General features: G+C 45.9%; 19 protein-coding genes. 12 read left to right on the forward strand and 7 right to left on the reverse strand.

Annotated elements, in window-relative coordinates:
- Positions 1 to 4: 4 nt before the first annotated feature.
- The 11 genes from truB to AC08OG_RS04985 all read left to right on the forward strand — a co-directional run bounded on the left by truB (position 5) and on the right by AC08OG_RS04985 (position 9,453).
- Positions 5 to 934 (forward strand): tRNA pseudouridine(55) synthase TruB, encoded by a 930-nt coding sequence (truB, locus tag AC08OG_RS04935; RefSeq protein ID WP_278361241.1) that lies wholly within the window; start codon positions 5 to 7, stop codon positions 932 to 934.
- 129 nt (positions 935 to 1,063) lie between these two features.
- Positions 1,064 to 1,333, forward strand: coding sequence for a 30S ribosomal protein S15 (gene rpsO, locus AC08OG_RS04940; RefSeq protein WP_278361242.1), 270 nt, complete (start codon positions 1,064 to 1,066; stop codon positions 1,331 to 1,333).
- 191 nt (positions 1,334 to 1,524) lie between these two features.
- On the forward strand, positions 1,525 to 3,618 hold the full coding sequence (gene pnp / locus AC08OG_RS04945; protein WP_482930188.1) for a polyribonucleotide nucleotidyltransferase: 2,094 nt from the start codon (positions 1,525 to 1,527) through the stop codon (positions 3,616 to 3,618).
- Between the two features lie 61 nt (positions 3,619 to 3,679).
- Entirely contained in the window at positions 3,680 to 4,444 is a 765-nt protein-coding gene (modA, locus tag AC08OG_RS04950) for a molybdate ABC transporter substrate-binding protein (protein ID WP_482930189.1), read from the forward strand.
- Positions 4,445 to 4,447: 3 nt separating this feature from the next.
- Positions 4,448 to 5,110, forward strand: a complete 663-nt coding sequence (gene modB, locus AC08OG_RS04955; RefSeq protein ID WP_292402049.1) for a molybdate ABC transporter permease subunit — start codon at positions 4,448 to 4,450, stop codon at positions 5,108 to 5,110.
- Position 5,111: 1 nt separating this feature from the next.
- Entirely contained in the window at positions 5,112 to 6,176 is a 1,065-nt protein-coding gene (locus AC08OG_RS04960; protein ID WP_482930190.1) for an ABC transporter ATP-binding protein, read from the forward strand.
- Positions 6,177 to 6,302: 126 nt separating this feature from the next.
- Positions 6,303 to 6,998 (forward strand): MotA/TolQ/ExbB proton channel family protein, encoded by a 696-nt coding sequence (locus AC08OG_RS04965; protein ID WP_482930191.1) that lies wholly within the window; start codon positions 6,303 to 6,305, stop codon positions 6,996 to 6,998.
- On the forward strand, positions 6,988 to 7,386 hold the full coding sequence (locus tag AC08OG_RS04970) for an ExbD/TolR family protein (RefSeq protein WP_482930192.1): 399 nt from the start codon (positions 6,988 to 6,990) through the stop codon (positions 7,384 to 7,386). The genes AC08OG_RS04965 and AC08OG_RS04970 overlap by 11 nt, the downstream gene beginning before the upstream one ends.
- Positions 7,383 to 7,814 (forward strand): ExbD/TolR family protein, encoded by a 432-nt coding sequence (locus AC08OG_RS04975; protein ID WP_482930193.1) that lies wholly within the window; start codon positions 7,383 to 7,385, stop codon positions 7,812 to 7,814. The genes AC08OG_RS04970 and AC08OG_RS04975 overlap by 4 nt, the downstream gene beginning before the upstream one ends.
- Entirely contained in the window at positions 7,807 to 8,628 is an 822-nt protein-coding gene (locus tag AC08OG_RS04980; RefSeq protein ID WP_482930194.1) for an energy transducer TonB, read from the forward strand. Before AC08OG_RS04975 ends, AC08OG_RS04980 begins: the two co-directional genes overlap by 8 nt.
- 57 nt (positions 8,629 to 8,685) lie before the next feature.
- Positions 8,686 to 9,453: an ATP-binding protein gene (locus tag AC08OG_RS04985; RefSeq protein WP_482930195.1), complete on the forward strand. Its 768-nt coding sequence runs from the start codon at positions 8,686 to 8,688 to the stop codon at positions 9,451 to 9,453.
- Here the strand turns inward: AC08OG_RS04985 and AC08OG_RS04990 are convergent.
- From AC08OG_RS04990 to AC08OG_RS05020, 7 genes are all read right to left on the reverse strand, one after another.
- Positions 9,450 to 10,745, reverse strand: a complete 1,296-nt coding sequence (locus tag AC08OG_RS04990; RefSeq protein ID WP_482930196.1) for a sensor histidine kinase — start codon at positions 10,743 to 10,745, stop codon at positions 9,450 to 9,452. The two genes, AC08OG_RS04985 and AC08OG_RS04990, sit on opposite strands and share 4 nt — an antisense overlap.
- Positions 10,735 to 11,412, reverse strand: a complete 678-nt coding sequence (locus AC08OG_RS04995; protein ID WP_482930197.1) for a response regulator transcription factor — start codon at positions 11,410 to 11,412, stop codon at positions 10,735 to 10,737. The genes AC08OG_RS04990 and AC08OG_RS04995 overlap by 11 nt, the downstream gene beginning before the upstream one ends.
- Complete coding sequence (locus AC08OG_RS05000; protein ID WP_482930198.1) at positions 11,409 to 14,567, reverse strand: efflux RND transporter permease subunit; 3,159 nt, start codon at positions 14,565 to 14,567, stop codon at positions 11,409 to 11,411. Before AC08OG_RS05000 ends, AC08OG_RS04995 begins: the two co-directional genes overlap by 4 nt.
- The gene (locus AC08OG_RS05005) at positions 14,560 to 15,729 is read right to left on the reverse strand and encodes an efflux RND transporter periplasmic adaptor subunit (RefSeq protein ID WP_482930199.1); all 1,170 of its coding nucleotides are present in this window, start codon (positions 15,727 to 15,729) and stop codon (positions 14,560 to 14,562) included. The genes AC08OG_RS05000 and AC08OG_RS05005 overlap by 8 nt, the downstream gene beginning before the upstream one ends.
- Entirely contained in the window at positions 15,726 to 17,096 is a 1,371-nt protein-coding gene (locus tag AC08OG_RS05010; protein WP_482930200.1) for a TolC family protein, read from the reverse strand. Before AC08OG_RS05010 ends, AC08OG_RS05005 begins: the two co-directional genes overlap by 4 nt.
- Positions 17,097 to 17,167: 71 nt before the next feature.
- On the reverse strand, positions 17,168 to 18,388 hold the full coding sequence (locus AC08OG_RS05015; RefSeq protein ID WP_482930201.1) for a multidrug effflux MFS transporter: 1,221 nt from the start codon (positions 18,386 to 18,388) through the stop codon (positions 17,168 to 17,170).
- A 322-nt stretch (positions 18,389 to 18,710) separates the two neighbouring features.
- Positions 18,711 to 20,006 carry a mechanosensitive ion channel family protein gene (locus AC08OG_RS05020; protein ID WP_482930202.1) on the reverse strand — a complete coding sequence of 432 codons (1,296 nt, stop codon included), beginning with the start codon at positions 20,004 to 20,006 and terminating at the stop codon, positions 18,711 to 18,713.
- Positions 20,007 to 20,370: 364 nt separating this feature from the next.
- Between AC08OG_RS05020 and AC08OG_RS05025 the strand changes: the two genes are divergently transcribed.
- Positions 20,371 to 21,861: a SulP family inorganic anion transporter gene (locus AC08OG_RS05025; protein ID WP_292354827.1), complete on the forward strand. Its 1,491-nt coding sequence runs from the start codon at positions 20,371 to 20,373 to the stop codon at positions 21,859 to 21,861.
- Positions 21,862 to 21,866 lie beyond the last annotated feature (5 nt).

A 21,866-nucleotide genomic window follows, 5' to 3' on the forward strand; every position in this document is an offset into this window, starting at 1 on the left:
GCCAATGGCAAAACGCAATAAAAAAGGTCGAGATATTACGGGTATCGTGATTATCGACAAGCCAACCGGATTAAGCTCAAATCATGTTTTGCAACGCGTTAAACGATTATTTAATGCAAACAAGGCAGGACATACCGGCAGTCTCGACCCCTTAGCCACCGGGGTATTACCAGTCTGCCTGGGCGAAGCGACTAAACTTTCCACCTATTTACTGGATGCTGACAAACAATACCAAGTGCGTTGTCAGTTGGGCATTCTTACCGATAGCGGTGATAGTGATGGCGAGGTGATAGCACAACAAGCCATTCCAGAATATTCCCCTGAACAGCTGCAGCAGGTTTTGCTGGATTTTGTCGGAGAGCAACAGCAGATCCCGCCTATGTTTTCTGCATTAAAACATCAGGGCCAGCCATTATATAAATTGGCACGACAGGGTATTGAAATTGAACGAAAGTCACGCCTTATTACCATCTACAGTATTGAATTACTGGCATGCGATGCCGAGAGTTTTACCTTGCAGGTTGCCTGTAGCAAAGGAACCTATATTCGTACGCTGGTGCAGGATATTGCTGCCGCTTTAGGCAGCTGCGGACATGTCAAAATGCTGAGACGTACTGATGCGGCAGGCTATGATTTAACCCAGGCATTAAGTCTGGAAGCATTAGGGGAGTTGGCCGAGCAGCAAGGATTGGCAGGACTTGATAGTCAGTTACTTCCAGCCCATGAAGCTTTGCCGGACTGGCCCCACATCAAACTGGATTCGGCAATGTCTGATGATATGCGATACGGTCGGGCAGTCAAAACTGATGTTCAGGGACAAAGCGCAAAAGTCCGTTTATTTGATTATCAGGATCAATTTATCGGTCTGGGGGAATTGGCCGTGGACGGCACAGTTTCAGCAAAACGTTTGTTTGTTACCGGTGATACGGTTTAACTCGCTTGTGAATAGCGGATAAAACCGGTAAAATTCGCCACTCTTAAAAGGTTGGGTAATTCGGTTCAACGGGCTGGATTATTTCAGAATTTAACTCATAGCCAAAGGCTATAAAAAGTTGGAGTTTTTATGTCAATTACTGCAGAACAAAAGCAAGAAATCATTAAAAAATACGGTCGTACAGAAGGCGATACCGGCTCAGCTGAAGTTCAGGTAGCGTTGCTGACAGCACGTATTACAAATCTTTCAGACCATTTTAAAACTAACATTCATGATCATCACTCACGTCAAGGTCTGTTAAAAATGGTTAGTGGTCGACGTAAAATGCTCGATTACCTGAAAAAAACGGATATTAACCGTTACCGTGATTTAATTGCTGACTTAGGTCTGCGTCGCTAAATTACTCGACGTGGTCTGTAAAACATCTCATCGAGCCTCCGCCAATATCATTGGCATTAGGCTGGTGCGTTGACTGATATGCCCCTGAAATCCCCCGCGGTTTCAGGGGCATATTCATTTATGCGTTTATCGTTTTTTAAATCAGTTATGAAAAGGTTCATGGCTGATGTAGTCAAGAGAAGGAAATACTAGTGAATTCAGTAAAAAAGACAGTTCAGTTCGGTGAGCACATTCTCAGCCTGGAAACCGGAAAGATCGCCCGTCAGGCCGGTGGCTCCATTATTGCCAGTCTGGGTGAGACATCAGTGCTTGTAACTGTAGTCGGAAAGAAGAATGTAAATCCTGGCCAGGATTTCTTTCCGTTAACCGTAAATTATCAAGAACGTACTTATGCTGCAGGTAAAATACCGGGTGGTTTCTTCAAACGTGAAGGCCGTCCTTCCGAGAAAGAAACACTGACCTCCCGTCTGATCGATCGTCCACTGCGTCCATTGTTTCCTAAAGGTTTCATTAACGAAGTACAGGTTATTGCCACCGTAATGGCATTGGATCCTGAAATCGATCCTGATATCCCGGCAATGATTGGTGCTTCTGCTGCCCTGGCAATTTCCGGAATCCCGTTTAATGGCCCATTAGGTGCTGCCCGGGTGGGCTATGTTGATGGTAACTACATCCTCAACCCATCCAAAAAACAATTGGCGACCAGTTCACTGGACTTGGTTGTTGCCGGTACTGAAAGTGCTGTATTGATGGTGGAATCCGAAGCATCTGAATTGCCTGAAGAGGTTATGTTAGGTTCTGTCATGTATGGTCATCAGCAAATACAGACAGCGATCAAACTGATTGATGAATTGAAAGCAGAAACCGCTAAAACAGCCTGGGAATGGACTGCTCCGGAAAAAGATGATCGTTTGTATAACGCTGTTAAAGATCAAGCGTTTGAAGGTATTAAAAATGCCTATGCCATCAGTGACAAAATGCAGCGTCAGGATCAACTGGCTGAAATTCGCCAGGCAGCAGTTGCTGAATTAGTCAGCGAAGATGGTGAATGGTCTGAAGATGACGTAAAAGGCGTGTTTGGCAAACTGGAAAAAGAACTGGTTCGTGGACGCATTATTGCCGGTGAACCACGTATCGATGGTCGTGATACCAAAACAGTACGTCCAGTTTTCGTTGAAACCACTGTGCTACCACGTGTTCATGGTTCTGCATTGTTCACCCGTGGTGAAACTCAGGCTATTGTTGTGGCAACATTGGGTGCTGAACGTGATGCACAGATGATTGATGCTGTTGAAGGTGAATACCGTGACCGCTTCATGCTGCATTACAACTTTCCGCCATTCTGTGTCGGTGAAACCGGTTTTGTCGGTTCACCAAAACGCCGTGAAATCGGCCATGGTAAATTGGCTAAACGTGGTATCCAGGCCGTTATGCCATCCGCTGAAGAGTTCCCATATGTGGTTCGTGTGGTTTCTGAAATCACCGAGTCCAATGGTTCAAGTTCAATGGCGTCTGTGTGTGGAACATCATTGGCGTTAATGGATGCCGGTGTACCAATTAAAGCACCAGTAGCCGGTATTGCGATGGGTCTGATTAAAGAAGCGGATGGTTACGCCGTATTGACTGATATTCTGGGTGATGAAGATCACCTGGGTGATATGGACTTTAAAGTGGCCGGTACCGAGAAAGGTGTTACCGCACTGCAAATGGATATCAAAATTGAAGGTATCAACGAAGAAATCATGCGTACCGCATTGGCGCAAGCCCGTGATGGGCGTCTGCATATTCTGGAAAAAATGAATGCAGTGATTTCAACGCACCGTCAGGAAATGTCTGAATTTGCTCCACGTATTATCACTGTGAAAATTCATGCTGATAAAATCCGTGATGTAATCGGTAAAGGTGGTGCGACCATTCGTGCAATCACCGAAGAAACCGGTGCGACCATTGATATTCAGGATGATGGCACCGTGATGATTTTCTCTTCAGATTTCAATGCCGGTCAGGATGCTCTGCACCGTATTGAGCAAATCACTGCAGAAGTTGAAGTCGGCAAGGTCTATCAGGGCCGTGTTGCCAAGCTGATGGATTTCGGTGCGTTTGTTACTATTCTGCCGGGTAAAGATGGTCTGGTACATATTTCACAAATCTCTGATGAGCGTGTGGAAAATGTCAGCGATAAACTGTCTGAAGGTGACATGATTGACGTTAAGGTACTGGAAGTTGATCGCCAGGGCCGTATTCGTCTGAGCATGAAAGCTGTTAACGAAGTTACTGCAGACTAACGCAGTCAGTTACGTTAGACTTAAAAGCCCCGCAATGCGGGGCTTTTTTTTGGAATGAATAATGCGAAACAAGTTCATTAAAACCTTTTTGGCTATGTTGCTGCTAGTCTCCATGGGAGCGAGTGCAGAGACACTCAGAGTAGCCGCGGCTGCCAATTTGCGGTTTGTTTTGCCTGAATTAATACGAGAATATGAACACTCTTCTCACCATAAGATTAATGTAACTTACGGCGCGTCAGGGAATCTGGCGACACAGATAATTCATGGTGCGCCTTATGATGTGTTTTTTTCAGCAAATCCGTTGTTTATTGATATATTAATGGAACAGCAAAAACATCGTGGGCAACGTATCAACTATGCGCACAGTGAAATAGTGTTATTTGCTAACCAGTACTCATCAATAAACCTGGATAACCAGCTGCAAGGTCTAAAACAGGCAATTGAGCAGAATCAGTTGGAAAAATTTGCGATTGCCAATCCTAAACATGCGCCATACGGCAAACTCGCACAACACCTGTTGATGGAAGCGGATATTTGGCAGACGATTCAACCACAGCTGTTACTGGCAGAAAGTGCGTCACAGACGTTGCAGTTTGCCCTGACCAGTAATGTCGATGCAGCCATATTGCCGTATCCGTATATGACTCAGGAGAAAATCAAACAGCAGGGGCGTTATATTAAATTACCTGGTGAGCTGTCCCAACAGCTGATTATCACCAAAGATGCGTCATTACTTGCTGAACCGTTTATAAATTTCATTACCAGCGAAGCGGCCGGCAAAATCTTTATTAAACATGGCTATCTTCCAATTACCGGGAATCCCTGAACGATGGATTGGCAGGCCCTTGAAGTATCAATGAAGCTGGCGCTAGCCACTAGCTTGAGTCTGTTACCAATAGGATTGATATTGGCATACAGCCTGGCCAGAGGCAGGTTTCGCGGGAAATATCTGGCTGAAGCATTGATTACGTTACCATTAGTCCTGCCTCCGACCGTATTGGGCTATTTCCTGTTAGTGGGAATGGATAGTAACAGTGCGGCAGGAAAACTTTTTTATAGCATTACCGGCGACAATCTGGCCTTTTCATTTAGCGGATTGTGGTTTGCTTCGATAATTTACAGTTTACCGTTTGCTGTACAGCCAATGCTCAGAGCGCTGGAAAATATTGCTCCTGAATTACGTGAAGCAGCATGGTGTAGTGGATTATCTCGCTGGAAAACCTTTATCAAAATTGAATTACCGTTAGCCTGGCCAGGGATTTTAACCGGATTGATCCTGAGTTTTTGTCATACGCTGGGCGAATTTGGCGTGGTGTTGATGATAGGTGGCAACATAGCCGGGGAGACCCGAACCCTGTCAATTGCAATCTATGACAGTGTGTTGGCATTTGATCAGCAACAGGCCATGCAGATGTCATTAATCTTACTGGCAATTGCTGTTATAACGGTCACGGCAATTTACCGATTTAACCACCGATTAATGCGGGTCTAGTATGCTTGAAGCCACCATTAAGCAGCAACAGCCAATTCCACTGGAAGTACAGCTACAATGTGCCGCCGGGGAAATGCTGGCGTTAGTTGGACCTTCCGGTTCGGGCAAGACTACGGTGCTACGTTGTATAGCAGGTTTACATAAACCCCAACAAGGACTTATCCGCTCTCAAACAATCTGGTTTGATAGCAACCATGAACTTAACTACTCGCCACAACAGCGACGTGTGGGCATGGTGTTTCAAAATTATGCGTTATTTCCACATTTGACCGTTATGCAGAATATTTTGCTGGCCATGCAAACTCCTCAGGAACATAAGGCAAGAGCGTTGCTGGAACAGGTGCATTTAAGTGGGTTGGAATCTCGTTTTCCTTCACAGTTATCCGGTGGACAGCAACAGCGGGTGGCATTAGCCAGAGCTTTGGCACGCGATCCGGAAGTTTTATTACTGGATGAGCCGTTTTCGGCAGTTGATAAAGTTACCCGTCGGAAACTTTATCTGGAGTTACATGCTTTACGCCGGCAATTATCCATGCCGATTATTCTGGTGACACATGATCTGGATGAAGCAGCGATGCTGGCCGATCAGATGTGTGTCATTCATCAGGGCAAAACCTTGCAGCAGGGTACGGTTGAAGATGTATTGAATCGGCCACAAAGCCTGAATGTGGCCAGATTGACTGATGCCCGTAATGTGTTTGAGGGGAAAATAGTGATGGTCGAAGGTCAGAAAAAACTGCAATGGTGTGAGGAGTTGCTGGAGATAGCCGATACTGATTTCGTTGTGGGCAGCAATGTGTTTTGGATTATTGCGCCGAGTAAAATTATGTTGCATCAACGTCGACGCCCGTCTCGGGGTGAGCAGGAGAATCCGGTGCAGGCGATAATTGACGATATGATTACTTTGCGCGGCATTACCACCGTGTTGATGAAAGTTACCGGACACAACCCGTTATTGATACAGATGGATATTCCTGAGCATGTGGTAGAACGCAATCAATTACAACGTGGTGAACATATCGGACTGTCATTGCTGCGGAATGCTATCCATTTGATAGAACAGTAAAAAAATCACGCTGGGCCGAAGATTTCTTTGCAAAGCTTAATGATAACCATTATCATTAATGCTGTTTTAATCAAAGGAACTTGTCGATGTTTGTAACTGCTATGACGTCTTTCCGGGGTCTGCTGCGTGATAAATGAGGTTGAAACACCATCTTTCTTGAAGTTGCTGCAGCAATTGCTGGAAATTGGTGGCCCTGTTGTATGGATTTTATTGGGGTTTTCGGTCATTGCGGTCAGCATTGTGTTAATCAAAATCTGGCAAATAATGGTGTTATCGCCAGAATCTACGACAACGGCCAACAAAGCCATTTTGCTGTGGAAACAAAATGAACCGGAACAGGCTCTTTCGCTGCTGAAAATCTCCAAGCCGCTGGATGAACTACTGGCACTTAGTATGCAGGGTCTCAGACAGGCCGAAATGCCTAAGGAGCTGCTAAAAGAAGAGCTACAGCGTGTTGCCAGTTTACGCATCAATCAACTACGCAGTTATCTGCGACCGCTGGAAGTAATTGCCAGTTTGAGTTCGTTATTAGGGTTGTTCGGAACTGTGCTTGGTATGATCCTGGCCTTTCAGCAGATGGAGCTGGCAGGCAGTCAGATCGATCCTTCGGTACTTTCCGGAGGTATATGGCAGGCGTTATTGACTACTGCAGTGGGACTTGGAGTGGCGATACCAGCTGTTGTTGCTCATAACTGGCTTGATCGTAAAACGGAACGGGTTGCCGATTTGATTAATGATGGTGTTACCCAGGTTTTTACCCATGCACCATTGATAAACACCTCAACAACAAAACCCGCTAACCATTATAAAAATGTTGCTTGAACAACCCCTGGCTGCAAAACGTCGGTTAATTAGCCTGACACCCTTAATTGATGTGGTATTCATCCTGTTACTGTTTTTTATGCTGTCTTCAGGATTTACCCATTGGCGGCAGCTGGATATTACAGCGGCCAGCGAATCCTACGATACCGATAAAATACGTACTCAGCACGCTCTGCTGTTAACGGCCGCTGGCGAGTATGAATACGATAATCGACGTTATCCTGTATCAGAGCTCACACCCATAAAAAAGCAACTTTCTAAAGATTCTCCCGGGATTTTTGTTGTGTCAGTTGCTGAAGCTGTGACCACGCAGCAAATGATTGATTTTATCGATCAGTTAAAAGCCATTGGAATCGACAAAGTTAGTCTGGCAGGGTTAGCCCTATGACCCTTATCCCCATCCGAAGAGCCCCAGGCCATCAGCTTGATGACAATATGATCCCATTGATTAACATTGTGTTCCTGATGTTGATTTTTTTTATGATCGCGGGTCAATTAAGCAGCAGTGAACTGCTGAAAATCCAACCTCCAACATCTCATCAGCAATCAGCTCTGCAAGAACACGATGCCATTTTGTTCGTGTCAGCTAAAGGCCCGTTGGCGATGGATGATGTGTTTTTGGAAGCCAGCACTTTAATCAAAATCTTGAAACAGAAAATATCTAAAACTAACGATATCCAGTCTTTTAAATTACTGGTGAAAGCCGATGCATCCGTGCCCGCCAGTGAGTTAACGGATTTACTTAAACAAGTACGTGCTGCCGGTGTATTGAAAGTTTCTTTGGCTACTCAAACTCAGTCCAGGCGAAATGATTAAATTTCGTTACTGGTTTCTGGCTATTTTAAGTGCCATGTCAATCCATGTGTTTGCATTTGGCATGTATACGATTAAATACCCTCACCAGCTGCAACCTGTTGCGCCGGTTGATGAAGTCGGTATTGAAATTGATATTAGCATGCTTGAGCCCACCACCATGGAAAAACAACAGACCACTGCGGTAGCAGAAAAAAAGACAGTTATTGAGCAAAAAACGGCAATTAGCCAGGCTCAGAAACCTGATGCTGCTCCCGTTTCAATAGAACACAAAGCTAGTAGAACAGAAGTGGTAAAACCATTACAGCAAACCGAAATAAAAAAGGCGGTCAATTCTGCACCACCAGAGGATAAACTTGAACGCAAGCAGAATTCCTCAGAAATCCTTGCCGCTACCTCTGAACCGGCTCAAATAAATACAGCAAATTCTGAAAAACAGCTGGAGAAAACGCAAATTGCCGATCAGGGCGAAGCTGCAGAGAGCAGTTCGATATCAAGTCAGGCTGATTCTGCATTGCAACAAGCCGCGCAACAGACCTATTTCAATTTGCTGGCCAGAATGCTGGCAGAACAAAAACGTTATCCTGGTATTTCCAGACGGCGTGGTGAACAGGGCGTAGTGCAGTTATTCTTTATTGTCACCCGCAATGGTCACATTAGTGAATCACGTATTGAGGCAAGTTCGGGATATCAGCGGCTGGATCGGGCGGTGCTGGAAATGTTAGAAAAAGCCCAACCGTTACCGGCTTTTCCAGATGAGATGTCACAGCAGCAACTGGAAGTGAAAGTGCCGATCGCATTTGAATTAAGCAGTTGACGTGAATCCAACCAAGATACCATCATAGCGTTTAGTTCGACCACAGGAAGATAGTTGATGAATAACCTGGATTGGCATCAAATACATGCTGCCGTTTGGCGTGCGCACAGCCAAAAACTTAAAGCCATTACCCGTTTGGATCCTGTTCAACTGGATCAGCTCATCGGTATTGAGCAGCAAAAGCAGCAACTGGTGGAAAATACCCGTCGTTTTGTTGAGGGGAAAACCAGTAATCATGCTCTGTTATGGGGGGCACGGGGGACCGGTAAATCATCACTGATTAAAGCGGTGTTGAACCAGTTTGCCGATCAGGGATTACGTATTCTGCAGATTGATAAAGCTGAACTTAACTGGTTACCGGAAATTCTCGATGATCTGGAAGACAGACCCTTTCGGTTTGTGATCTTCTGTGATGATTTGTCATTTGAAGAGGGTGATGAGGGCTTCAAACCGCTTAAAAGTCTGCTGGAAGGTGGACTGGAATTACCGCCGGAACATGTACGGATTTATGCCACGTCAAATCGTCGACATCTGATGCCCGAGCAGCAATCTGAAAATCAGGCGAGTCGTGTGGTTGATGGTGAGGTTCACTATACTGACAGCCTTGAAGACAAACTAGCCTTATCAGACCGCTTTGGTCTGTGGCTTTCGTTTTATCCCCATAGTTGGGATACCTACCTGGACATGGTTGACAGCCTGTTTGCGAATATCGCTGTTGATCGGGATTTATTGCACGAACAGGCCAAGCAATTTGCCATGCGTCGGGCCAGTCATAGTGGACGCACGGCAATACAGTTTTATCGTCAGTTTGTCAGTAAAACCTAGTTGGTTTCACGAGGTTTTATATCAAGAATCACATTGTGGCCATTTTCATTAGCAAGATTCTGGTAAGACCAGCCGAGTTTTTCGGTTAATTGAGCAGTGAGTTGCAGGCCAAGGCCAAAGCCCAATTCAGTCGGTGCAACATCAATATCAGTATTAAACTGTCGATTTACAATACTGATCTGGGATCCCTGTTGGCTGATTATGACCTGACCTTCCCAGGTATGCTGGAATGCATTGCGTATCAGATTACCTAAGACAATTCGTGCTGCCACGGCACTTATTGAACATTTATAGGGGTGGGTTTCCACAATAAGTTCTAAGGTTTTATCGCGTAATAGGTAACGCATTTCTGCGGTGATTTCCAACAGCAGTTTATCAATCTCTACTACTGATTCAGGTAGTTTTTCGTTATCTTCGCGGCTTAACCAGAGCAAGGTTTCCGTGAGATGCTGCATAGTAATACTGGCACGATCAATTCGATCGGCAATATCCCTTTGCATCGGGTTCAAACTGGAAGCGGTCTGTTGTAATACTTTGTACTGCAACTCGATATTATTACGAATAACACTGATAGGCGTACGCAGTTCATGACTGGTATAGCGCAGGAAGCGGTGCTCACGATCCAGGCTGCGCTGAACCGATGACAGACTGTTCTGGATCAGTCTGGCCATTTGATTGAGTTCCGGATAGAGAAAGTCCGGTGGCGGCTGGGAAAGATTCTCCGGGGTTAATGATTGTGTCCAGTTATTCAGCCGGGCTACTGGTGTCGAGATACTCCGCATCAATAGCCAGGTGATCAGCATTAACGTCAAGGCAATTAATGCACTGACGCCTAATAATAAACGCATGCTATCGGCCATATTACGACCTACCAGGCTGGATACATTCTCCCGGGAGAGCGTTCTGCTGATATAAACCGACTGGTTTTCCAAATCGACTTTGAGGGCAAAATAGACTTTGTCAGGGCGTTCAAACCAGTGAGAATCATCTCGCTTGATTAATTCACCACTGCGCGTTGGGGGATCAGTAAACACCTGTCGAATGTCTGCAGTTTGTGCTTCCCATCGTCTGGATAACTGACTACCGCGAAAATTAACCAGTTCATTTTCCGCCAGGGGGTTGTCACTGGCAAGATAGGTCAGCGCAGCGTTTTCCATCCCGCCTGTGACAATATTATCCATGCCACGAATAAAAAAATGGGCACTTAATAATGAATAACCGAGCACAATGGTGCCGCCAAATAATAAAAAGCTTAAGGTTATTAGTCGTTTAAGACTTATTTTAGCTTTCATTATCAGCTCTGATGGCAATGCCAATACCCGGGATAGTCTGAAGTAATCCTGTATCAAAGGCTCCATCAATCGTTTTACGTAAATGATGCAGATGCACTTTCAGACTGTCACTGTCCGGCACTTCCTCACCCCATATTGCTATCTCCAGTCGTTGCCGGCTGACCACATTGGGTGATTCCCGTAGCAGCAATTCCAGAATTCTCCAGCCGATAGGGGATAGATGCAGGTTGATATCGGCTCTGCTGAGTTGGCGTTGCTGTAAATTCATTTGCAGATCGCCACAACGCAATAATTGTGTCTGACCACTGCGTCTGCGTGATAATGCCTGAATACGCATTACCAGCTCTTTTAGTTCAAACGGTTTAACCAGATAATCGTCGGTACCGGCGGCAAAACCTGCCTGTTTATCAATAAGCTGATCGCGGGCAGTGAGCATTAAAACGGGGATATCTGAACCTTCACTACGAAGACGCTCACACACTGTCAAACCATCAATACGTGGCAGATTCAGATCCAGCAACAGTACATCATAATAATTCTGTTCTAATAAATTCAGACCTGCAGCGCCATTACTGGCATGATCGCAGTTGATGGCCTCCAGTTGCAGATAATCCATCACGGTTTGCGCCAGATCGAGATCATCTTCAATAAGTAATACACTAATCATGATGCCGGTCCTTGTTCTGTTGCGGGTAATACCACTTTGCTACCACGATGAAAATATTGCGCCACATCATGCTGAATCATCAATAACAACGGAATCAATATCAAGGTAATCACGGTGGCGAACATAATGCCATAGGCCAGTGATACCGCCGCGGGAATAAGGAACTGTGCCTGCCTGGACGTTTCGCCTAGCAATGGCATCAGTCCGGCAAAGGTGGTGAAAGAGGTCAGTAATACCGCTCTCAAACGATCTCTGGCCGATAACATAATGGCCTGACGTATATCGGTATATTCCTGTTTTAAATCATTAAATCTTGAGACCAATAACAGACTGTCATTCACCACAACACCACTCAGAGCGATAATACCGTTGAGCGATAATATTCCCAATGACAGATCATTCATCCAGTGCCCAAGTAATGCGCCGACAATACCAAACGGTATTGCAGTCATGATTAACAACGGTTGAATATAGGATTTCAACGGTATGGCCAGCAGCATATAAATGCCCAGCATGGCCAGTAAAAACAGGTTTAACATTGAAGATTGTGTTTCTTCCTGCTCGGCGGCTTCACCGGCAAAATAGATGGTCAGACCTGGATATTTGGCTTCCAGCTGGGGCACGACATCCCGCTTTAACTGAGCAACAAATTCGGTGACGGATAATACATCCTTATCGACATCTGCTGACAGATAAATTGCTCGCTTGGCATCAATCCTAGTAATACTGTCACGGGTAAAGCCATAACTGACATCGGCCACACTGGATAACGGAATAACCGTGCCATCCTCCAGCCGAACTCTGGATTTCAACACATCAGCGGGATTTTGTCGGTCTGCTTCCGGGTAACGGACTTTGACTTCAATTTCATCGCTGTTTCGCTGGTAACGCTGCACGACCTGTCCGCTAAAGCCCTGCAGGATCTGTCTGGCAAGTTCATCGGTACTGAGACCCAATGCACGGCCCTGCTGATTGAGTTTAAGTTGTAACTGAGGTTGACCGGGTTGCAGATTATCTTCCAAACCAATAATACCCGGCATTGGTTCCAGTAATTTATACAATTCTGCGCCTGCCAGCGTCAGAACATCATCATCGTTGGAACGTAACTCCACCCGCAATGCATCATCTGCCTGGCGGCCACTCTGGATCCGTAAACTGCGTACAGCTTCCGGCATTCCAACCCGCTTTTCCCATTCTCTGCGAAACTCAACCAAATCATAAGGTGAATTTTCGGCCAACTCTACCGTGACGCCACCACTGTGATCCGCCTGGGATATCAGTTGCAGATTGGCTATACCGGTAGTGTTTGCATCCTTATCAGCTTGCAGAGCCTTATCGGTTTCATAGGCTGTGCGTTCCATCATCAGCAGGGTTTCGTGGGTGCGACCAAAGCTGACATCTTTATGCATGGCAATGCTGGCCCGTACTGTATCGCCCGGAATGGATGGAAAGAAACTCATTCGGATATTGCCATTAAACGGCATTGAAAACACGATGATAAATATCATCATGAAGACCATTATTACGCCATAGCGAAACCGCAAACCAAACTCAATGGCCGGTTGATAGATTTTTTCAGCAAACCACTGTAGACCGCCATCAGCCCCTTGCTGAACTTTTCGCCATCCAGTGGCCAGTATGTTTTGTGAAGGTTTTTTATGAGTGTTTAAATGCGCCAGATGCGCGGGTAGAATTAATTTCGACTCAACCAACGACATCATCAGGGCAATGGCAACTACCGCTGCAAACTGCGAATAGAGTTCGCCGAGCCGACCTTCAATTTGTGATAATGCAAAAAAAGCCACCACCGTGGTAAAAACGCCAAACATTGTGGGTACGGCAACTCTCATCGTACCTTTAATGGTATTACGTAACGTGTCACCTTCCCGGGATCGAACGCTATAAATACTTTCACCGACCACCACCGCATCATCGACAATAATGCCCAGAGCCATCAAAAAGCCGAAAGTGGTAAAGGAGTTGAGCGATAAACCGGCATAAGAGTCGCCCATAAAAAATAAGGTGCCGAGAAATACAAATGGCAGTCCCATTGCTACCCAGAAGGCGACAGTCAGGTTTAAAAATACTGCAAGCAACACAAACACCAGCACGATGCCGGTCAGTGCATTTTTAATCAATAAACTCAGACGATCCATAATGCTGGTACTTCGGTCATACCAGGTGGCCAGTTCGACCTGAGCCGGCAATTTATTACTGTTTTGCCAGACTTCCACCACATCATAGGCATCGGCTACAGAGTCGGCGATATCATCCAGTCCGGTGGTCACCACCTGAACCCCGATACTTTCTTTAGCCTGAAATCTCGACAATATGGAGGTATCATCATCAAAGCTATCAAGAATATCGGCTACATCACCTAGCAGGATTTGCTGTCCGTTATCGCCGGTCAGTAACGGGATATTGGCAAAATCCTCCTTTAAATACGCCTGTTCGGAAGCATTAAGCTGCAGATAAATACTTTCATTACGTAATACCGCTGTTAGTGGGGTGGACGAATTGGTGTTAATCGCATTTTCAACATCCGTTAATGACAGACCGTAGGATTGCAAACGGCCATCATCAATTTCGATCATCATCATCGGATCCAGCCAACCGGAGATGGTCACCCGGTTGATGGTTGACTTGGTGAGTAGATCGGCTTTAAGAGATTCGGCAAGTTGCTGCAGGGTATGGCGATCGGTATCACCGTAGAGTTGCAGCCAGATAGCATGTTCTTCACGTTCAGCTTTGCTGATCACAGGATTTTTCGCTTCTGTCGGAAAGGTCGATATGGCATCCACCTGCGCTTTCACATCACGCATCAGGATGTCGAGATCATAACCACTCTGCATTTCCACCGTGACGGTGACCCCACTGCGAGTCGACTCACTGGTAATGGTTTTAATCCCGATGATGCCTTCCAGCTGCTCTTCAATTTTGATTGCCAGACCTTCCTCGGACAGTTTCGCCGAACCGCTGTCGTAGGAAATAGAAATAGTCAGGCTGTCCGGTTCGCTGCTGGGAAAAGCCTCCTTACGCAGATCACCCACCGACATTAAGCCGAGGATAATCACCACTAACATTAATAAATTGGCGGCGACCGGATTGGTGGCAAACCAGCCGATAATACCGCTACGGCCGATGAGCTTACTCATTATTTACTATCTCAATCGGGGCCACGGCCATGCCTTCTACATAACTGCTGATAGGCTGTAACAAAATCTGTTGGGGAAAATCAGCCAGTTGTTGCGGTGGGCGTATATAAATGTAGTTTTCATCACTGAAAACAGGCGAGGTGGGGAATTTTGCAAGAATATTGTCGGCCGTTACGTACCATATCTCGCCCCGTTGACTAAGACTGGTCGTTGGGACCTGCCATAGATTATCCATCTGACGTCCTGCCAGACTGACTTCAACAAATACCCCCGGATAAAGAGCAGGTTGCTGATCCAACGGTTTATCTACCCCGACAATCAACGAACGTTGTCGAGTAGTACCATCCAGATGTTGTTCAATCCGCAGAACTTTCCCCTGCCAGGTAGCTGCACCTTCAACCGCCTGCAGAGTCACCGGCCAATCACCTGTGGTTAAAGTACTGGCATCCGGCAGACTCTGCCATTCACGATCCGACAGCGAGACTTTTACTTCAACCCAGTCAGTGCTGAAGAGGGATGCCACCTGGGTTCCGGTTTGCAGATAACTGCCGGGTGAGACATCGCGGCTGATCACTAATGCATCAAACGGGGCTTTGATCAGGCTTTGCTGTAAGTCATTTTCAGCACTGGTTAATAATGCTTCGGCGTTAACAACACTTGCTTCTGCACTGGCTAATTGAGGAACCCGCAATACCAGTTCCGAATCAGGATCTCCTTCCAAACCGGAAGCCAGCCATTCTGCCTTTGCTTGCAAGCCTTGCCGTTCTTCCTGTAGATAAGCGAGCCGTGCTTCCGCCAGTTGTTGTTTGGCTGCGGCCACCGCTGCACGGTAATCACTGTTTTCCAGACGCAGCATCTGTTCGCCTTTTTTCAGGCGGTAGCCGGTTTCAAACTGTGGCGATATCTGTTCGACTTGTCCGGCAACCTGCGTGGTCAGATTTATTGTGTAATGGGGTTCTGTGGCACCAAAGGCACTGACACGTGATCGATGCGTAGCCGGCTCAACCGTTTTTACAGAGACTTCAGGTCGTATTTCTGGGACTTCACGGACAGGTAACGAACGGTTAGCAAAACGATCAATTTGATATTGACTCAGAAAATAAACACCAACTAATACAAGCAGTGCACCCAGAAACACCAGCCATTGAACAAATTTGGTCATGCTCTAACCTCCAGCCCCAAAGCCAGTCCCAGTGAGATACGATTTAATAAACGCTGGTAAATCAGATCATCAAGTTGTGCCTGCAAGTCATAGGTCTGCTGCTGCACGGTTAACAGATCCAGAATAGTAAATAAGCCACTACGATAATTAGCCTGATACTGTTGCAGATTATTTTCCGCACTCGCCAAAGCGGTTTCGATATGTTGCTGGCGTTTAAGCAAGGCCTGTTCCTGACTTAAAGCCTGCTCAATTTCTGTTACTGCATTGAGCAAAGTGTCACGATATTGCTGATAGGCAATTGCTGTATCCAATTCGCTAATTTCTGCCTCAGCACGTAACTGTCCGCCCTGATATAACGGTGCGGTTAACTGGCCCAGTAAACTCCATACCGGGGCAGTAAATAAACTGGCGCGTGGAGAGCTGCCAACATCTTCTAACACTGCCTGCAGATTCAGACTGGGTAACAAGTCTTTATAGGCAACCTCGGTCCTGGCACTGGCCGCTTGAATGGCCGCATAGGCCGCTAACAGATCCGGCCGACGATTCAATGATTGTTGGGGCAGATCAATTTCCGGAATGACTACTTCGGGATAATTAATGGGTAGAGTAAACTGTGGATTATCTACCTGCCCAATCAAGGTTTTCAGCTGAATAGATTGCTGGCGATAGTTTTCAGTTAAGCTCTCCACACTGGCTGAAGAGGTGGCGACCGCGCTACGAGCAAGATCCAGGTCTTCAAGCGTGCCCAGCCCTTGGCGGTAACGTTGCAAAATAAAGCTTTCGGTTTGCTGCAGACTGTCATTGCGTTGCTGTTCAATATTAATCGCTCGTTGCTGGGCAATCAGTGTTAGCCAGACCTGCATGACTTCAGCAGCCAGCGTGTCACGTGCTGACTGATAAAGCAGGTTTTGTTCGGTGATATCAAGCTCTGCAGCACGTTCATTATCGGCCAGTTTTCCCCATAAATCAGCTTGCCAGCTGACACTGAGATCGGCACCAAAACTGGCATCAGTACCACTACTGTTGAGTGCTGAAAATCCGCTGCTGATAATTGGGCGCTTTTCGGCTGAAGCCTGAGTCAGTTGTGATTGACGGATCTGTAAGGTGAGCAAGGTTTGTTGCAGACTGGGATTGGATTTCATTGCTGTTTGCAATAATCCGTCAAACATATCGGTATCGATCAAATCATTCAGATAAGCGACGTCGGTTTGTTGCGGAAAATTCTGCCATTGTTCAACGCGTTGCTGCTCTGCAGATATTAACGCTGCATAATCCGGTTGCTCTGGAGTGATACTGCATGCAGTAAGCATCAGTGATGGCAGAAAAACCAGTTTTTTTAAATAATGTTGTCGGCTGTTAACGTTCACCTGATAACGCGCTCCCTAGAGATGAGTGTCAATATGACAGTCAATCTAGTTGTTTGAGGGTTAATGCAACGTTAACAGCCGTTTTTTATTTGCGGATTATTACGACAGCTACGCAAAATCAATGTTTTAAGAGTGAGTCCTGAAACTGCACAGCCGGTCATGACAGTAATCATTGGCCAAAGACTGCCATCACCCAGGGAACTGACCAGTAAGCCACTGGCTGCACCCGATAAAAAACCAAACGAGCCCAGCACAGCAGTGGCGGTAGCACTGCTGCGTGGAAAGAATTCCACAGTACTGGCGATGGCATTGGAGACGATAAGCGCCTGCGATCCAATAAATATCATGATGCCAAAAACTATCATGCTTAATGACGGATCTGGACTGATCAGAATATACATGAGCATCAATACGCCGGTAATGACCTGGATAATTTGTCCAAGTCTTAACAGGCAGGGCGGATCGTAAAAAAGTAATAATCTGACGTTAATGCGATTGACTACAATCATCATCACCACATTAATGCCAAACAAGAACGGATAGACCGAAGCTGAAACACCAAAATAGACCATATATACCGATGGTGAGGCGGTAATAAAACTAAATAGACCTCCATAGGTAAAACTTTGTGCTGCAAGATAGGCCAATGCTTTCCGGTGCGACAATACTTCGATATAGCGTCGTAACGCTGATGTCTTGTGGGTACTGATTTGTCGGGTTTCTGGCAAAAGGCGATGCAATAGCAGTCCGATGAGCAATGCATAGACAAATAACACAATAAAAATAGAATGCCAGCCAGCGAGATAAAGACAAAGGGTGCCGATTAGCGGGGCAATCAATGGGGCAATCATCATAATAATGGCCATATGTGAGAGATAGCGTGCGCTGTCCCGACCACTGCTGATATCACGAATTACAGCCGAGGAGTTAACGATTGCCATACCACCACCAATGGCCTGAATGACTCGCCATATCCATAATCCATAAAGGGTGTGGCTGAGCACAATGCCCATGCTGGCAATGCAGAACAAGGTGAGACCAACAAAGATGACACGACGCCGACCAAAGTGATCGGACAAAGGCCCGCCGGTCAACTGACCGACAGCAAAACCGGCCAGAAATAAACTCAGTGAAAGTTCAATATCGTGAATGCTGACAGCGAATTCAGATGCCATCAATGGCATTGCTGGCAGATAGGCATCAATTGCCAATGGGGCAATAGCCGTTAATCCGGCCAAAAGCAGAATAAGCTGAGCTACATTATGAGTATTGGCGGAACGTGGTCTATCCATTAAGTCAATCAGCTTTCTCTAAAACTTCAAACGGGTGAATCAAACTAGGGCTTGTTTATCTTTCATCTCCACCACTGCTGGAGGCTATTTTTGTGTCCGACAAGGCGGAAAGCACGCCGTGTAGCCTTTCTACATAAGTGAGTGACAACGCAGACGGCCACAAAAATAGTCCCAGCCCTTCGGGTTGTGACTGAAAAAGCGCCACTCTGCGTTATTCGTCACTTATTTAGAACAACTAAAAGGCGCTCCTCGTGCCTTGATTGACGCTTTTTCAGCTCACAACAGTGGCGGAGATGAAAGATAAACAAGCCCTAAGAATGATTTAATCCTGTGTTTTCGGCGTGTCCCCCAAAGCTGGACTGACTGAAGGATCCTGCTGAGGCAATGGCTGTGGTCTAAGTTCACGCATATCAAAGCCACTAGGTTGCTGAAACACCCGTAAACCAAATTCCGGCATAATTGCCAGCAAATGGTCAAAAATATCTGATGCAATGCCTTCGTATTCAATCCAGTTGGTGGTATTGGTAAAACAGTAAATCTCTAATGGCAGACCATTGGCCGTTGGTTCAAGTTGCCTGGACATCAATGTATAGTTCTGATGAATGCTGGGATGATTCTTCAGATAATTGGCGACATAAGCCCGGAAACTGCCAATATTGGTAATTCTTCGGGTATTAACGGGTTCTTTACCCCATTCCGCTAATTGTTGATTCCATTCATCAATATCTTTCTGTTTCTGCTTTAAATAGTCATTCATCAGGCTGAAACGATGAAGTTTTTTGCGTTCATCCTCTGACAGAAAATGAATACTTTGCTGATCAATCAAAAGACTGCGTTTAATCCTGCGCCCACCAGCTTCCTGCATACCACGCCAGTTTTTAAACGGATCGGTCAGAAACCGTTTGGTGGGGATGACGCTGATGGTTTTATCCCAGTTCTGCACTTTAACGGTATGTAGCGCGATATCGATAACATCACCGTCAGCATTGAGCGGGGCCATTTCAATCCAGTCACCAACCCGGATCAAATCATTTGAACTGATTTGCACACTGGCGACCAGTGACAGCAATGTGTCCTGAAAGATCAACAGTAATACTGCGGCCATTGCACCCAAACCGGATAACAATATTAATGGCGAACGGTCAATCAGGGAGGCAATCATCAGAATCGCCGCAATCGCATAAATAGCGATTTTGAGTACCTGGATATAACCTTTAATCGGTTTCAAGTGTGCATCAGGGCGTTTGTTATACGCCTCATTGACAATGGTCAGTAAACTGCCAATACCAAGCGCAATGGTTAATACAATAAATGCTGTAGTGACATTCTGTACTACTGCCACGGCGACGGGCGAAATATTCGGAATGATGACGATCCCGGCGGAGAGGATAAGCGCCGGTACAATATTCGCCATGCGCCGGATAAAAGAGGAATCCGCTAGAGAAGAATAACGGCCTAACTCACTGTTTTTGAGAATGCGATAGACGCCGCGAACCAGAATACGCTTGACCAGCCAGTTAGCGACCCATGAGATCAGGATCAACAAGCTCAGGCCAATCAACGTGTAGAGATGAGGGTAGTTCTCCAGCCATTCAGTTATAAGAGTGTAGCTTTCCACTTTGTGCTCCGCAGCTTTGCATCAGGGGCAGATTGTAGCATTCAAACGGCCCAGAAATCTGGGGCATAAGGCGTTGTTTAAGTTGGCAAGGTTTCCGTAAAGTTTTGAAGGCCCAGTAAATTACTGTATATTGGCGTGTTTTCCAAACAAGCCCAATTATTGACGTGAAGCGTAATCCACCCTAGCGTATTACTTCCCCCTGGACCTTTCTGGTCCGTGATGTTTAACACATCGTCTCCGCCAAAAATGCGGTTGTGCAGGTCATAACCACAGTTTAATGAAAGCTGCCGAAATCATAATGTCACGCAGCTTGGCAATAATTTGTTATCTGAAAAAAATCTTTTGAACGCAGGAAACTGAATTAATGTTGCAAAACCTTAAACGAGATTGGTTTTCCAATGTCCGTGCCGATTTGATCGCCGGTATTGTTGTTGCTTTGGCGCTTATCCCTGAAGCCATCGCCTTTTCTATTATTGCTGGTGTTGATCCCAAAGTGGGTTTGTACGCTTCCTTTTGTATTGCAGTCATTATTTCCATCGTGGGTGGACGTCCAGGAATGATCTCTGCTGCCACTGCGGCGATGGCGGTATTAATGGTGACATTGGTTAAAGAGCATGGTTTGGAATACCTGTTGGCAGCCACTTTGCTTACCGGGATTATCCAGATAGTAATGGGCTATTTAAAACTGGGAAATTTAATGCGGTTTGTTTCACGCTCAGTGGTGACAGGCTTTGTTAACGCGCTGGCTATTTTGATTTTTATGGCGCAATTACCAGAGTTGACGAATGTTACCTGGCACGTTTATGTCATGACAGCTGCTGGGCTGGGCATTATTTATCTCTTTCCCTATATTCCTACAATTGGCCGTTTATTACCTTCTCCATTAGTCACTATTATCGTGCTGACTGTTGTTGCAGTTGTGTTTAACATCGATATCCGCACGGTAGGTGATATGGGCGATTTACCCGATACTTTGCCTATTTTTCTATGGCCCGATGTACCATTAACTTTTGAAACACTGGCTATTATTTTCCCTTATGCGATGGCCTTAGCTGTCGTTGGTTTATTGGAATCAATGATGACGGCCACCATTGTTGATGATTTAACCGATACCTCCAGTGATAAAAACCGAGAATGTAAAGGTCAGGGTGTTGCGAATATCGGTTCAGGGCTTTTGGGTGGTATGGCTGGCTGTGCGATGATTGGTCAGTCAATTATCAATATCAAGTCAGGTGGGCGAGGACGATTGTCAACGATGACCGCCGGTCTATTTTTATTGTTTATGGTTTTGGTTCTGGACGATCTGCTGGTTCAGATTCCCATGGCTGCTTTGGTAGCGGTAATGATCATGGTTTCGATTGGTACCTTTTCATGGGCATCAATACGAGACCTGAAAAAACATCCGCTTTCAACCAATATCGTCATGGTGGTCACGGTAATGGTTGTTGTTGCAACACATAACCTGGCCATTGGGGTGTTTGTTGGTGTGTTACTGGCTGCCTTGTTTTTTGCCAACAAAGTTGCTCACTTTATGGTGGTCAAAAGCGATCTCAGTGAACAGGATACTAAGCGACGCTATGAAATCAGAGGTCAGATCTTCTTTGCATCATCGGATAAATTTGCTGCGGCTTTTGATTTTAAAGAAGCACTGGATACCGTCGAGATTGATTTGAGCCATGCCCACTTTTGGGATATCACCGCTGTTTCTGCACTGGATAAGGTAGTGCTCAAATTCCGTCGTGAAGGTACTGAAGTGGAGCTGGTTGGCATGAATGAAGCCACCGCGACGATTGTCGACAGATTTGGTGTGCACGATAAGCCAGAAGAAGTCGAAAAAATACTCGCCGGTCACTAATAAGT

Source organism: Methylophaga sp. F7 (assembly GCF_056863975.1).

Bases quoted from the DNA above. Each gene is read 5' to 3' on its own strand.
- truB (WP_278361241.1), top strand. From the start codon at position 5: ATGGCAAAACGCAATAAAAAAGGTCGAGATATTACGGGTATCGTGATT.
- rpsO (WP_278361242.1), top strand. From the start codon at position 1,064: ATGTCAATTACTGCAGAACAAAAGCAAGAAATCATTAAAAAATACGGT.
- modA (WP_482930189.1), top strand. From the start codon at position 3,680: ATGCGAAACAAGTTCATTAAAACCTTTTTGGCTATGTTGCTGCTAGTC.
- modB (WP_292402049.1), top strand. From the start codon at position 4,448: ATGGATTGGCAGGCCCTTGAAGTATCAATGAAGCTGGCGCTAGCCACT.
- AC08OG_RS04960 (WP_482930190.1), top strand. From the start codon at position 5,112: ATGCTTGAAGCCACCATTAAGCAGCAACAGCCAATTCCACTGGAAGTA.
- AC08OG_RS04970 (WP_482930192.1), top strand. From the start codon at position 6,988: ATGTTGCTTGAACAACCCCTGGCTGCAAAACGTCGGTTAATTAGCCTG.
- AC08OG_RS04975 (WP_482930193.1), top strand. From the start codon at position 7,383: ATGACCCTTATCCCCATCCGAAGAGCCCCAGGCCATCAGCTTGATGAC.
- AC08OG_RS04980 (WP_482930194.1), top strand. From the start codon at position 7,807: ATGATTAAATTTCGTTACTGGTTTCTGGCTATTTTAAGTGCCATGTCA.
- AC08OG_RS04985 (WP_482930195.1), top strand. From the start codon at position 8,686: ATGAATAACCTGGATTGGCATCAAATACATGCTGCCGTTTGGCGTGCG.
- AC08OG_RS04990 (WP_482930196.1), bottom strand. From the start codon at position 10,745: ATGAAAGCTAAAATAAGTCTTAAACGACTAATAACCTTAAGCTTTTTA.
- AC08OG_RS04995 (WP_482930197.1), bottom strand. From the start codon at position 11,412: ATGATTAGTGTATTACTTATTGAAGATGATCTCGATCTGGCGCAAACC.
- AC08OG_RS05000 (WP_482930198.1), bottom strand. From the start codon at position 14,567: ATGAGTAAGCTCATCGGCCGTAGCGGTATTATCGGCTGGTTTGCCACC.
- AC08OG_RS05005 (WP_482930199.1), bottom strand. From the start codon at position 15,729: ATGACCAAATTTGTTCAATGGCTGGTGTTTCTGGGTGCACTGCTTGTA.
- AC08OG_RS05015 (WP_482930201.1), bottom strand. From the start codon at position 18,388: ATGGATAGACCACGTTCCGCCAATACTCATAATGTAGCTCAGCTTATT.
- AC08OG_RS05025 (WP_292354827.1), top strand. From the start codon at position 20,371: ATGTTGCAAAACCTTAAACGAGATTGGTTTTCCAATGTCCGTGCCGAT.